Genomic DNA, 13,693 nt, shown 5'->3' with positions numbered 1-13,693 from the left:
CAATTACTGAACTTCAATGATTTACGGAATGCCGGCGATTGGTCTAAAGATAAGTGTTGCCGACTCAACGGCCGCGCTGCTGACGTCTGAGTCGAACTGAACAGCGACATCCATGGCTTCAGTGAATGCCTCATAACGGTCATAAAAATCCAGATAATCAGGATATTTGGCAGCAAAGGCAGGTTTGCGGGCAGGTAACCCCAGCGCCTGCAGATAACCTGCAATATCGCCTTTTTCGCGATTAACCAGCCAGTTTTGATGAAAATTCATTTGGTTTATGTGGCCATCGCTGACTCGCAGCAATAGATGGCTGTTGATGAGATACCACAGCTGGCCATCTGTGTCCCACAGGTAGTTCCTGTCATAGGTAAAATCAGGCTCAGGCAGTGTCCCTGAGTCAGTCAGTTGGTGCCGTTTAAGCCAGTTAAGCAGGCTGTCAGGGGCCATTGACATCGGGCCCAGTGGCGAATTGATTGACTCGTCGGCATAGTTCAGGGTAAACCCTTTTACCCGATATTGCGGCGCATCAATGCCATCGTGATGGAAAGTCTCAACTTTCAGGGTTAAACGGTTATCGCCTTCAACGATTTGTCTGTCTTCCAGCTTGCCGGCTTCCCAGTTCCCGAGCACATCTGTCAACGATTCAATAGTCTGATTGTCGGCCTTGATACCATAGAGAGTCCAGGGGCTGGCATCGAAAGCTGAGTCTGCAGGTAACATGTTTTGCAGTGATGCAGAAAGCATTTTGCCGCCATATTGAATGCGATTGACCTTGCCCTGTTTCACCTGGAACCACAAACCCCGGCCATAGCCATACAGATGACTGACGCTGTTTTGCATAAAGCCATAGTCCGGCTCCCCGAGCATGGCAAATAGCTCAGTATCTTCTGTACCCAGTGCAATACCGAATGCCTGAGTGGGGCTCACGTCCAGACTCACGGGTTTGGGGCGCTGGCGCTGATGCTCCGAAGGATCTACCTCGAACTGGAAGTCAAAGTTCAACGTCTCCAGGCTATTGACCTTTCTGCGTTCATTCACCTGCAGACCTAAATATTCATTGCCCAGACGTTGATCATCTGTGCAGCGGTTGGCCAGCAGGGCAAGAATATTGGTTTTGTATCGCCCTTTTGCCATCCGGGTTGCGCCTGCTGTTGGCGCGGACAGGAAATGCGTCAGCAGAATATCTGCGTACCCTAGTCGCTGCGCTTCCGCCTTAATATCAGCCAGTGTACTTTGAACGCGCCCGATATCCCGGATGTCCTGATCCGTCGGCAGCGCCGTTTGATGGTGAATGGTTCGTATAACGCTGACTTTTTGCTCCTGCAGGCAATAGGGGGAATAGTCCAGGATCTCAGCGGCATGAGCACTATTGAGCATTAGAACAAGCAGAATGAGCCAGGCACTGAAGCATTGAGTTAGAAGGGGTGTGCTGTTGTGCATGAGAATACCTTTAATCTGGTTGGTTTTTCAGCCTATGCTTGCAGGACAACAATAGGAATCGGCAGAAAGGATGGGATATCTGGCGTGTTGATAGGGTGGGATAACGGAAGGCATTGATGACAGGCATCAGCAAGTTGTTGGGAGGAGCAGAATGAGGGGCACTGTGTTAACCGGGGGCTGCCTGTGCGGCGCCATCAGATATGAGCTGCACGGGCAGCCATTCGATGCAGACTTCTGCCATTGCCGTCAGTGTCAGCGGCAAACCGGAGCGCCCGTGGCGGCCTGGATGGACTTTAAATCCGGGCAGGTGAGTTGGCTCAAGGGGCAGCTTAAAGAGTTTGCTTCTTCTGATACAGTCAGACGGGGATTTTGCCCTGAGTGTGGCTCAACGCTGAGTTTCAGAGATACCGAATACCCAGAGTATCTGACGTTGGCGATCTGCTCGCTGGATGAACCCAACCGGATATCGCCGAATTATCATATTCATACCGGCAGCGGTGTCAGCTGGCTGAAGATGACCGACGATAGTCCGCGTCACGCCAAAGGGCGGAGTGAGTCGGATTCCGGTACGGCGCCATACTCAGATGCGGGCTCAGTCTAGGATTTGATGTAAAGCAACAAAAAAGCGAAGCCTGAGCTTCGCTTTTGTTTGTCGGTCATTCAATAACGCGTTACCGAACCCGCTGCAGCATAGTTGCCGGGTTACTCTTCGTTACCGGCACCGGCGCGGTTGATCAAAAACTGGCTCAGCAAAGGCACCGGACGACCGGTTGAGCCCTTGTTGGCGCCACTGTTCCAGGCCGTACCCGCCACATCCAGGTGTGCCCAGTGATACTTCTTGGCAAAGCGCGACAGGAAGCAGGCGGCGGTGATGGAGCCGGCAGGACGACCACCCAGGTTGGTCATATCAGCAAACGGGCTTTCCAGCATTTCCTGATATTCATCCCACAAAGGCATACGCCATGCGCGGTCACCGGATTGCTCACCGGCATTGAGCAGTTCGTGGGCCAGTGGATTGTGACCTGAGAACAGGCCGGATGCGTGTTTGCCCAGGGCAATCACGCAGGCACCGGTCAGGGTAGCGGTATCAACAACCACTTCGGGGTCGAAGCGCTCCACATAGGTCAGCACGTCGCACAGCACCAAACGACCTTCGGCGTCTGTGTTCAACACTTCCACAGTCTGGCCTGACATAGTCGTCAGAATATCACCCGGACGGTAAGCGGTACCGGAAGGCATGTTTTCACAACCAGCCAGCACACCAATCACATTGATGGGCAGGTTCATCTCACAAATGGCCTTCATGGTCCCCAATACGCCGGCGGCGCCGCCCATGTCGTATTTCATCTCATCCATGGCTTCGCCCGGCTTGAGTGAGATACCGCCTGAATCGAAGGTCAGGCCTTTGCCCACCAGTACGATAGGTTTTTCAGTGGCGTTCAGTGAGCCTTTATAGTTCATCACCGTCATGATGGACTCGTTGGCACTGCCACGGCCCACGGCCAGATAGGCATTCATGCCCAGTTCGGCCATTTGCTCTTCGCCGATGGTGGTCACTTCCAGGTTTTCATACTGCTCACCCATCTGGCGGGCCTGGGATGCCAGGTAAGCCGGGTTACAGATGTTGGGCGGCATATTGGCTACATCGCGGCACAGATGCATACCGCTGGATACCGCTTCACCCTGCTCAATGGCGCGCTCGCCAACGGTCAATTCGCGGCGGGTTGGCACGTTGAATACCAGTTTACGCAGCGGACGGCGGTGCTCACCTTTGCGGGTTTTCAGGGCATCAAAGCTATACAGGCTGGCGTTGGTGGTTTCCACTGCCTGACGGACTTTCCAGTAGGTGTCGCGACCCTTAACGTGCAGCTCTGTCAGGAAACATACGGCTTCCATGGAGCCGGTTTCATTCAGGGTGTTGATGGTTTTGGCAATAATCTGTTTGTACTGGCGCTCATCCAGTTCACGCTCTTTGCCGCAGCCAACCAGCAGGACGCGCTCACTCAACACATTGGGCACATGGTGCAGCAGCAACATCTGGCCGGGTTTACCTTCCAGATCGCCGCGGCGCAGCAGATTGCTGATATAGCCTTCGCTGATTTTGTCCAATTGCTCGGCGATGCCTGACAAACGCCGGGGCTCATAAACCCCAACCACAATACAGGCTGAGCGTTGTTTTTCAGGGCTTCCGCTCTTTACGCTAAACTCCATGAGCACTCCTAGATTCTTAAAGACAAATTTTTATATTTATTAGATAATACCGCTTTGTACCTGCGTTCGGCACGGTGCGGTGTTTGCCGTTTATCAGCCAAGCCTGAGCTTTTATCGCTTGGGCACTGTCTGCAGCGCACAGGGCAGTCTGGCTGTGTTTTCTGACATTGTGGCTAAGCCTGTGCCTGTTGCAGCAGCTCTTATAATGACATTTTTTCACCCCGTCAGCAGACGTGGGGTTGGTCAGAAAACTATCAAAAGTAAACAGTTTACATGAAAGTCAGTCTGTTACCAGCAAAATGATAAGTTTAGATACCGGATTCAGCCTGTGATTGTATTTAGATATCTGATTCGAGAAGTTTTAAAGGCGCAAATCGCGGTACTTTTGGTACTGTTAACTATTTTTATCAGTCAGCATTTCGTCAGAGTGCTGGCTGATGCCTCTGACGGGGAATTCCCCGCCTCTCTGGTATTGACCTTGCTGGGCCTGAACCTTCCCGGACTGGCGGTGTTAGTGCTGCCTTTGAGTTTGTTTTTGGGGATTTTGCTGGCCCATGGCCGCATGTATGCCGAAAACGAAATGGTCATTTTTCACGGCGTGGGTATCAGTGAATGGTATGTCACCCGGGTCACCTTACTGCTGGCCATTGCCAATCTGGTGGTGACCGGTTACCTGTCGGTGTTTGTATCGCCCTGGGCCGAAGAAAAGCAGAATCAGGTGCTTGAGCAGGCACAGTCGGACGCCGGACTGGCAGCTCTGGTGCAGGGACGGTTTCAGACCAGTCCCAATGGCCGGGCCGTGCTGTTTGTGGAGAAAATCGGTAAAGACAACAGTCTGGGCAATGTATTTGTTGCCCAGTTGCCGGATCCTGACGAGCAGGCCGGCATGACCAATATTGTGGTGGCCAAGGGCGGCAAGGTTGTTGAAGAAAGTTCCGGCAGCCAACATCTGCAGTTGACTGACGGCAGTCGCTATCAGGGTTCTCCAATGGCGAAAAACTACCAAATTATCGATTTTGGTGGCTATGGCATGCAGATCAAGGAGCAGCCGGTGGATCAGCGTCGCCGCAAAATGTCGGCGCTGTCGGTCGGTGAGCTGATGAAACTCGATACGCCCGAAGCCAATGCTGAATTCCACTGGCGTCTGGCTATTCCCCTGTCGATTCCGCTGTTGACCCTGATAGCCGTGCCGCTGGCACGGGTCAATGTGCGTCAGGGTAAGTTTGCCAAGATGCTGCCGGCTATTTTGCTGTATCTGGGATATTTCGGCCTGATGGTTGCCGGTCGCAAGGCGTTGGAAGACGAAGTGATCCCCGGATATCTGGGGATGTGGTGGATCCATGTGACGGCACTGATTATGGGGTTGATGCTGCTGGGTAAGGAGCGACCGTTTGGCATGAAGGTGTTCGGCTATTTCAAACGCAAGAGGTACGCACAGTGAAGATTCTTGACTGGTATATCGCGCGTGTATTGCTGAGTACCTCTGCGTTGTGTTTGTTGGTACTGACCGGGCTGTCCGGCATCATCAAATGGGTTGATCAGCTCAGACACGTTGGTCGTGGCGCCTATGGTATGGGTGAGGCCGCGGTCTACGTGCTGTTTCTGGTGCCCAGAGACATTGAAATGTTTTTCCCCATGGCGGTGCTGCTTGGCGCGCTGATCGGCATGGGAATGCTGGCCTCCAACTCTGAACTGGTGGTGATGCAGGCATCCGGCATGTCGCGACTGCAGATCACCATGTCAGCCATGAAGACCGCTGTGCCACTGATGTTGCTGGTGATGGCGCTGGGAGAGTGGGGTGCGCCGGTGGCTGAACAAAAAGCCATTGATATGAAAGCCAAGTTGATTTCCGGTGGCAGCTTTATTCAGTCCCACCGGGGAATTTGGGCCAAGGATGGGGACCTGTTTGTTAACATTGGTGAAGTGGTCGACATGAATGAGCTGGGCAATATTACCCAGTATAAGTTTGATACTGAGCAGACCCTGACCGATGTTATCCACGCCGAATCAGCGGTATTTCAGCATGACGCCTGGTTGATGCGCAATGTCACCCATACCGAGATCACGCCGGACAGGGTCAGGATGCAGGAGCTGGATACCGATGTGTGGCAGTCTACCCTGACCCCGGACAAGCTCAATATCGTTTCCATTAAGCCTGAAGCGCTGTCCATTGAAGGCCTGGTGGATTATCTGGAATATCTCAAGGTTAATAATCAGGATGCCAGCCGCTATGAACTTGCACTGTGGCGCAAAATAATGCAGCCGGTGACCGTTGCGGTCATGATGCTGGTGGCGCTGTCGTTTGTGTTTGGGCCACTGAGAACCGTGACTATGGGGGCCAGGGTATTGCTGGGTGTGGTAGCTGGTTTCAGCTTTTATATCTGCAATGAAATCTTCGGCCCCATGAGTATGGTTTACGAGCTGCCGCCCGCAGTGGGAGCGATGGCTCCGAGTCTGTTGTTTACTGTGGTGGCACTGTATTTCATACGACGATGACGCTTAATTCGTTGCCCATTTAGATGAAAGGCGCTCTTCAGAGCGCCTTTTTTGTGCCTGAATAATTCGCGGTGTCAGTGCGCGGCAGAAAGCTCCAGTGGACCTTTGGCCAGATCCCGGTTAATCCATTGACTGGCAATAAGGCTCGCCAGGGCGAGCAGGGCTCCGAGATAAAACACCCTGGATGGATTAATGAGCCACAGTATGCCGAACGAGGCCGGGATAATCACCGCGGCAATATGATTGATGGTGAAGCTGACACCAGAGGTTGCCGCAATATCACCGGCATTGGCAATTTTCTGAAAGTAGGTTTTGATGCCAATGGCCATGGCAAAGAACAGATGATCGACCACATATAAAGCCGCCGCCAGATACCCAGATTCCACCAGTCCATAACCGACAAAAACCATGATCAGCCCTGTGTACTCGAGAGTGAGCGCCCGCTGCTCGCCCACTCTGCCGATCCAGCGGCCGATAATGGGAGCCAGAAAGAAATTGATCAGATGGTTGAGCATATACAGCGCAGTGATGTCGGTGACGCTGTAGCCGAACTTTTCCACCATCAAAAAGCCGGCAAATACCACGAAAATCTGTCTTCTGGCACCGGAAAGAAAGGTCAGCAGATAATACAGGCGGTAGCGTTTTCTGAGCAGCAGTTTGCGGCGCTGAGGTGTGCGTTCGGGAAATTGCGGCATGGATACGGCAAGCAGCAGGCACAGCAACAGACCACAGCCGCCCGCCAGCAAATACATGGTTCGATAACTGATATCAAACAGAGTGAATCCCAGCCAAACCATACCAAATGCCAGCAGTGCAGATAAGGATTTCAGTGACATCAGCTTGCCGAGCATGGCCGGTGCTTCTGCTTTGGAAAACCATTGCAGTGAGAGTGACTGATTCAGGGTTTCAAAATAATGAAAGCCGATGGACATGAGTACGGTCGTGGCGAACAGGCCATACATGCTCGGCAACAGCCCGGTGATGGCGACGCCCACTGAGAGCAAACACAGGCTCAGCAGAGCAAAGGTTTGCTCTTTCAGTATCAGTAAGACGAAGACGGCGGTGAACGCGAGAAAACCGGGAATTTCACGCAATGACTGCAGCAAACCAATCTGGGCACCGTCAAATTGGGCAACTTCGATGGCGAAGTTGTTCAACATGGCATTCCAGGCTGAAAAGTTCAGAGTCATGATAATGACGGCTATCGCGAGAAAGCCAAAAGGGGTTTGCCATCGGGACATGAGTTGGGTCAGTGAATTGATCTATTGTTTAAGTCTACCGACAGACGAGCCTTGTGGGTAACCCAATTCCCAGAAAGCATTTTTGTTTTGATGAACACTGGCGTCAAATTGCTTCACCCTGCGTTGAAGCTCGGCAGCACCGCATCAGCAATAGGACGGCGCTGAGTGATTGGTTAGGCGCCGTGCCAGTTGCGCATTTGATTGGCTTCTTTAGACAGCACCACCACTTCGGAGCGGGTCATACTGTCCTGCAATGCCAGTTTGTCTCCCGACATCAGAATCGCGATGTTACCCAGTCCGAGCAACGACCAGACGACTCTGGCATAGGCGGTAATCAGGCTCAGATTCTGGCCGTTGGGATGTTGTACTTTCAGTCGCCAGGCACGCATGCCCAGCGTCTGACCGCCACGGCTCCAGAACAGGGCGTAGAAGGTGGCGACACAGATAACCAGATAAACCTGATACACCCCTGCATACAGAGGTGTATTGTTCAGCAGATCTGAAATGTGCTGCTGTCCCTGCATGCCAATAATTCCGGTTTTGACCAGCAAGGTGAAGAGTCCAAAACCGATGGCGCCGGCAAACATATAAACGGCAACGGCCAGCATCAGGTCATAAACCATGGCACCCAGACGACGGAAAAATCCGGCGCGGGGAAAATTGGCATGCTCTGGATTGTGCATAAAATCATCCCTGTTATTGTTATTTTTGTCGGCTTTGGGCGGGGATTGTACCTAATCCCCGCGAAGGACTGAATTACTCTTCTTCGTCGCGTACAAAGTGGATGTCTTTGAAACCCATGCGGGCAAACTCGTTGAGGCGATAGTCACGCACTGCCTTATTGCCCTTGGAGGTCATGGCTACCTGTTGTTCCATTGCCAGAAAACGTGTCAGATCAATGCCTTCGGCGGCAGCGGCGGCCTCAAACATATCGTGATACTTGTCGTAGGCAAAATTGATGACCTTGGCTTCACCTTTAAAGGTATAAGCGACCTGACGTGCCATGCCGGCTCCTTAAAACTCACTGCGGAAGATAAAATAAACGGCGCCAAGTATACACAATCCTGCCCACAAATAATCGAGTTTCAGTGGTTCCTTCAGGTAAAACACGGCAAAGGGAACAAACAGGCTCAGGGTGATCACTTCCTGCAGGATTTTCAGCTGGCCAACGTTCATCACGGTATGGCCGATACGGTTAGCGGGCACCTGCAGCAGATATTCAAACAGGGCGATGCCCCAGCTGACCAGCGCCGCGATAATCCAGGGTTTGCTGCCCATGGTTTTCAAATGGCCATACCAGGCAAACAGCATAAACATATTGGACAGGCACAGCAGGCCAATGGTGGTGACTGTAGGTGACATTAAAGTGCCAGCCTCATATAGCTGGGATTATCGCAGTAAGAACCCAGACATTTGGTGGTGTCAGTATGTTCAAACCCTTGCTTTTCCCAGAAGCTTTCCGCTCCCTGAACTGCTACCAGAGACAGGTGGGGGACCGCCAGTCGTCTGGCATGGGCGACGAGTCGGCCCAGCAGTGCCTTGCCGGCTCCCAGACCTCGGGCGGCCGGGGCAAACGCCATATCATGCAGATACAGGGTTTCGGGGTTATCCAGCTGGGCAGGCAGGCATTGATTGAGTGACGGGGGCTCGCCAAGCCAGGGGTGAGCCAGACAATAACCCACGATCTGGGTCTCCAGTTCAACCACCAGACAGGTATCAGGGGACAGTAACCACTTACTTTGCATAACGTTCAAAGGCTCGGGATCAATGGCGTGATAAGTTTGTGCCTGAATGGTCATGATGGCAGACCAGTCGGACTGAGTGATTGGACGGATGCGCATAGCTGTTAATGAAAAAAAGTTAACCTGACGGCAATTATATCAAGGCCATAGCGGCCTTCCCACCCGACTTTGGTTTCATCTTTGTTACCGGATTTTTTACCGTACTGAGGTGGCCGTCGTTTTTCCGTGATGAAGTAACGCGTCAAAGCAACTCGACAAGCTGTCAAAGATATTGCATAAAAGTGTGCAATAACTGCGCATCATGGATGAGATATGCTGGACTTCTTTTTTATGACGGCCAATTTGCCGTTTGCTGTGGCCATCAGCATGGTGGTCTTGCTGGGTTGTATTGAACTGCTGTCCCTCCTGACCGGGTGGGGATTCTCCAATCTGTTTGATGACTTTTTTGGTGCTGATGTCGAGGTAGACACCGATGTTACCGGCGGTTTTACCGGACTGGTCGGTTGGCTGTGCCTGAATCGTCTGCCTTTGCTGGTGTGGCTGGTGATGGCGCTGACCTTGTTTGCGATTGCCGGATTTACTCTGAACTATCTGACTGCCCTGTTTCTTGAAGCCCTGTTTTCAGAATGGCTGACCATTGTTTTTGCATTGCTGATGGCCGCGCTGGGCTGCAGGCTGCTGGGGCCAGGTCTTGCCGCCGTGTTACCCAAAAATGAAACCTCGGCGGTGTCCATTGACTCACTCGCTGGCTGCGTTGGTGTGGTGACTCTGGCGACCGCTTCACCGGGTAAACCGGCGGAAGTCATGGTCAGGGATGCCAGCCTGCAAAAACACTATGTGCTGGTTGAGCCTGAGCTGGCAGAAGAGTTCACCCGTGGCACTCAGGTGGTGCTGCTGCGCAAGCAGGGCAACCGTTGGCTGGCGGCCAGGCTGGAACCGCATTTATTCGAATAGTAAAAAAACAAATTCAGTTAGTTATCGAAAATAAGAGGGAATCATGGACGGGATTTTACCGCAGGACACAGGGCTGGCTTTTGTGCTTATTATTGGGGGGCTGGTGCTCCTGGGTTTGCTGGTCATCGGCATGATATTCGCCAAATTGTATCGGCGAGCAACCAAGGAGATGGCTTTTGTTCGTACCGGTTTTGGTGGCGAAAAGGTGGTTAAGGATGGCGGTGCCATCGTGCTGCCGGTATTGCATGAAACCATCGCGGTTAATATGAATACTCTCAGAATTGAGGTGGAGAAAACCCAGAAGGACGCGCTGATCACCAAAGACAGGATGCGGGTTGATGTCAAAGCTGACTTTTACCTGCGGGTGGCGCCCCATGCAGAGGGGATCTCCATGGCTGCGCAGACACTGGGCAGTCGCACCATTCGGGTGGAGGAGCTCAAGCGCCTGATGGAGTCTAAGTTTGTTGACGTGCTGCGCGCGGTGGCGGCAGAGATGAATATGACTGAGATGCATGAGCAGCGTGCTGATTTTGTGCAGCGGGTGCAGAACAACGTTGCCAACGATCTGGAGAAAAACGGTCTGGAGCTGGAGTCAGTGTCGCTGACCGGCTTTGACCAGACCGAGCTGCAATTCTTCAATGAAAACAATGCATTTGATGCTGAAGGACGGGCGCGTCTGGCCAAGATTATTGAAGAAAAACGCAAGGAAACCAACGATATTCAGCAGGAAAACCGGGTGAAGATCGAAATGCGAAACCTGGAAGCCGAGCGTGAATCGCTGGAGATTAAAAAGTCAGAGGAAGAGGCGCGGCTGGCACAGCAACAGGTACTTGAGTTCAAGCGTGCTGAGCAGAAAGCCGAAATTGCCAAGCAGCGGGAACAAAAAGCCAGGGAAGAGCGGGAAGCCGAAATCGCCAAAGAGCGGGCTATCGAAACGGCGGAGATTGAAAAGACCAGAGATATTGAGTCCCGCGAGATTGAGAAGCGCAAAACCATTGAAGAGGCCCGTATTCAGCAACTGCGGGATCTGGAAGTGGCAGAGCAGGAAAAGCGTATCGCGGTAGCGGCCAAGTCTGAGGAGGAGTCGGCCGCCAAGGCTAAGGCGGCCGAAGCGGAAAAGCTCAAAGTTGAGAAAGAGGAATCGGTAATTACCGTCAAACAGGTTGCCGAAGCCAATCGTCGCAAGGAAATTGAGGTAATCGATGCCCGCAAGGAGGCCGAGCGGGAGGCGGTGGGCGTCACCGTGCAGGCTGAGGCAGAAAAACGCGCGGCCGAGGACAGATCCCATGCGGTATTGACCGAAGCACGCGCCGATGCCGATGCCAAGAAACTGAAAGCTGAGGCTGATGAGAAGATTTATGCCGTGGAAGCCGCCGGTAAGCAGGCGCTGTATGAAGCCGAAAACGTGCTGCGTGATGAGCAGATTGAACTGCAACGGGCGCTGGCGATCCTTAAAGTGTTGCCACAGATAGTCGCCAGTGCAGTGAAACCACTGGAAAACATTGAGGGTATCAAGATTTTGCAGGGGTACGGCGGGTCCGCCAGCGGCCTGATGCAATCCGGTGACGGCAATGGCAATGCCGGTGGGATAGCCGAGCAGGTCACGCAGGCAGCACTGAATTATCGCGCCAATGCACCTGTGATCGATGCCATGCTCAGGGAGCTTGGACTGGTGGACAAAACCTCAGGCAGCCTGACGGATTTGCTCAGTGGTCACAATACCCTGACCGCCGGCGCGCTGGGCACTGCGGCCAGAGTATCAGCCGCATCAGCGGGAGACAGCGGTGCACGTGTGCACTCGCCGCAGCCCAGTATCGATTAAGGGAATGGCTCCCTGAGCCGGACAGTGATCCCGGAAATATTCCGCTATCACTATCCGGCCTGTGCGGCCTGGTATCAGCGTCACTCGCCGATGGGGTCACAGCTGTCGGCATCTCTGAACATGTCACTGGTTTTGAATGAATTGCCTAGCGTGATGCTCAGGTTTCCATTTGAATGGCAATGATATGTTCACGGCTGTAAATACCTGGTGCGCAGGTGTGTGAGCAGTGCCTCACCTGAGAGCGGTGCACCGGTGGCGCTGGCGATAATATCCTCAGTGCTGCAGAGTGATGCTTTTGACCAGATGTTGGCTTGCAGCCATGCAAAAATCTGATGGATCTGACCGGCACGGATAAGCTCATCCATATTCCCCAGTTGCTGCTCCAGCGCGAATTTCAGCTGCGCGGCCGTCATGGCACCCAGGGTGTAAGACGGGAAGTAGCCCAGCTCGCCCAGTGTCCAGTGAATATCCTGCATACAGCCATCACGGAAGTTGCCATCCGTACTGATACCCAGCAATCGTTGCATATTGGCAGACCAGAAATCCGGCAAATCATCCACGTTCAGGCTGCCATCGATCAGTGCGCGCTCGGCATCAAAGCGCAGCATGATATGGCAGGGGTAAGTGACTTCATCGGCATCCACCCGGATGAGCCCCGGGGCTACTCTTACCAGGTTTTGATACAGGGTCTGAGTGCTGAAGTCACTACCAAAGGCGTGATTGATGTCATCGCGAATCAGGTCGACAAAGGCTTCACTGCGGGCCAGCTGCATTTCGAAAAACAGGCTCTGGCTTTCATGCATACCCATGGAGCGCGCAAGTCCCGCAGGCTGCCCCTGCCAGTCAGCGGGCAAGCCCTGCTCGTACTGGGCATGGCCGGTTTCGTGGATGGTGCTCATCAGCGCCGAACTGAAATCCGCTTCATCAAAGCGGGTGGTGATGCGGGTATCTCCCGCGCTGCCACAGGAGAAAGGGTGAGAACTGACATCCAGTCGTCCCTGACTGAAATCAAACCCCAGCGTTGCCATTACCTTGCGGCTCAGTGCTAACTGAGCATCTGCCGGGTAATGCCCTTCAAGGGATACCAGTGGCTGATTCAGCTGACGCGCCATGACTTCAGGGATCAAATCAGGCAGGGCCTGACGCAATGGCGCAAACAGGGTATCCAGTCTGGCACTGGTCATACCCGGTTCAAACTTTTCCAGCAGACCGTCATAGGCGGGAATGCCAAGCGCATCGCCGCGGATCTGTGCCTCTTCCCGTACCAGCGAAATCACCTGCTTTAAATTGCCGGCAAAACCGGCCCAGTCATTGTGTTTACGCTGACTGCGCCAGGCATGTTCACAGTGAAACGCCGCTTTGGTTTTGGCCGCTACCAGGTCGGCAGGCACCAAGCTCGCCTGCGCCACCTGACGGGTGATTTCGGCAAGATTGGCTTTTTGTTCGCCGGTCAGCGACTCATTTGCGGCATTATTAATGGCATCTTCAAGCCAGGCTTCAGTGTGCATGGCATGGATATGTGCACTCAGGGTCGCCATGGCATCGGCGCGTGCCGCGCTGCCGCCATCCGGCATCATGGTGTTGATGTCCCAGTCACCCAGGTTATTGAAATGTTCGAAATGGCTGATGCGTTTGAAGTGTTCGGCTAATCGTTGGTAGTGGTTTGCTTGGATCGGCATACAAGTTTCCGGTTGGCCTGTTATTGAGGGGATATTAGCACAGCCAGTGGCGTCAGCATGTCGGAAGGGCGGGTGAAAGGGATTGCCGATTCAGCGGGTCTGTTGTCT

13 protein-coding genes are annotated in these 13,693 nt (G+C 53.3%); 5 read left to right on the top strand and 8 right to left on the bottom strand.

Annotated features, from left to right (window positions below):
• Nucleotides 1-21 precede the first annotated feature (21 nt).
• Nucleotides 22-1,377 (bottom strand): hypothetical protein, encoded by a 1,356-nt coding sequence (locus tag ACRRUX_RS01430; RefSeq protein WP_432526427.1) that lies wholly within the window; start codon nt 1,375-1,377, stop codon nt 22-24.
• A gap of 214 nt (nt 1,378-1,591) precedes the next feature.
• Between ACRRUX_RS01430 and ACRRUX_RS01425 the strand changes: the two genes are divergently transcribed.
• Complete coding sequence (locus ACRRUX_RS01425; protein ID WP_432526425.1) at nt 1,592-2,041, top strand: GFA family protein; 450 nt, start codon at nt 1,592-1,594, stop codon at nt 2,039-2,041.
• A 101-nt stretch (nt 2,042-2,142) separates the two neighbouring features.
• Here the strand turns inward: ACRRUX_RS01425 and pepA are convergent, their stop codons facing one another.
• A complete protein-coding gene (gene pepA, locus ACRRUX_RS01420) occupies nt 2,143-3,651 on the bottom strand; it encodes a leucyl aminopeptidase (protein WP_432526423.1) in 1,509 nt (502 codons plus the stop codon).
• A 328-nt stretch (nt 3,652-3,979) separates the two neighbouring features.
• On the opposite strand from pepA, the gene lptF reads away from it, so the two are divergent.
• Together lptF and lptG are read left to right on the top strand one after the other, a co-directional pair.
• Entirely contained in the window at nt 3,980-5,092 is a 1,113-nt protein-coding gene (gene lptF, locus ACRRUX_RS01415; protein WP_432526421.1) for an LPS export ABC transporter permease LptF, read from the top strand.
• Nucleotides 5,089-6,147: an LPS export ABC transporter permease LptG gene (gene lptG / locus ACRRUX_RS01410; protein ID WP_432526419.1), complete on the top strand. Its 1,059-nt coding sequence runs from the start codon at nt 5,089-5,091 to the stop codon at nt 6,145-6,147. The genes lptF and lptG overlap by 4 nt, the downstream gene beginning before the upstream one ends.
• A gap of 74 nt (nt 6,148-6,221) precedes the next feature.
• Here lptG and ACRRUX_RS01405 read toward each other — a convergent pair whose 3' ends face one another.
• The 5 genes from ACRRUX_RS01405 to ACRRUX_RS01385 form a co-directional block, all read right to left on the bottom strand.
• Entirely contained in the window at nt 6,222-7,388 is a 1,167-nt protein-coding gene (locus tag ACRRUX_RS01405) for an MFS transporter (protein WP_432526417.1), read from the bottom strand.
• A gap of 173 nt (nt 7,389-7,561) precedes the next feature.
• Entirely contained in the window at nt 7,562-8,071 is a 510-nt protein-coding gene (locus ACRRUX_RS01400; RefSeq protein ID WP_432526415.1) for an RDD family protein, read from the bottom strand.
• A gap of 73 nt (nt 8,072-8,144) precedes the next feature.
• Nucleotides 8,145-8,393 (bottom strand): DUF2960 domain-containing protein, encoded by a 249-nt coding sequence (locus ACRRUX_RS01395; protein WP_432526413.1) that lies wholly within the window; start codon nt 8,391-8,393, stop codon nt 8,145-8,147.
• 9 nt (nt 8,394-8,402) lie between these two features.
• On the bottom strand, nt 8,403-8,750 hold the full coding sequence (locus tag ACRRUX_RS01390) for a DMT family protein (protein ID WP_432526412.1): 348 nt from the start codon (nt 8,748-8,750) through the stop codon (nt 8,403-8,405).
• Nucleotides 8,750-9,229, bottom strand: coding sequence for a GNAT family N-acetyltransferase (locus tag ACRRUX_RS01385; protein WP_432526411.1), 480 nt, complete (start codon nt 9,227-9,229; stop codon nt 8,750-8,752). The genes ACRRUX_RS01390 and ACRRUX_RS01385 overlap by 1 nt, the downstream gene beginning before the upstream one ends.
• Nucleotides 9,230-9,442: 213 nt before the next feature.
• Between ACRRUX_RS01385 and ACRRUX_RS01380 the strand changes: the two genes are divergently transcribed.
• Both ACRRUX_RS01380 and ACRRUX_RS01375 read left to right on the top strand, forming a co-directional pair.
• Nucleotides 9,443-10,084 carry a YqiJ family protein gene (locus tag ACRRUX_RS01380; RefSeq protein ID WP_432526410.1) on the top strand — a complete coding sequence of 214 codons (642 nt, stop codon included), beginning with the start codon at nt 9,443-9,445 and terminating at the stop codon, nt 10,082-10,084.
• Between the two features lie 43 nt (nt 10,085-10,127).
• Nucleotides 10,128-11,906 (top strand): flotillin family protein, encoded by a 1,779-nt coding sequence (locus tag ACRRUX_RS01375; RefSeq protein ID WP_432526409.1) that lies wholly within the window; start codon nt 10,128-10,130, stop codon nt 11,904-11,906.
• Nucleotides 11,907-12,094: 188 nt separating this feature from the next.
• Here ACRRUX_RS01375 and ACRRUX_RS01370 read toward each other — a convergent pair whose 3' ends face one another.
• Nucleotides 12,095-13,585 carry a carboxypeptidase M32 gene (locus tag ACRRUX_RS01370; RefSeq protein ID WP_432526408.1) on the bottom strand — a complete coding sequence of 497 codons (1,491 nt, stop codon included), beginning with the start codon at nt 13,583-13,585 and terminating at the stop codon, nt 12,095-12,097.
• Between the last annotated feature and the right edge of the window lie 108 nt (nt 13,586-13,693).

Origin of the sequence: Shewanella sp. GXUN23E (genome assembly GCF_050865035.1) — a bacterium.
Classification (GTDB): domain Bacteria; phylum Pseudomonadota; class Gammaproteobacteria; order Enterobacterales; family Shewanellaceae; genus Shewanella.
This window is presented reverse-complemented; position numbering and strand designations above follow the sequence as displayed.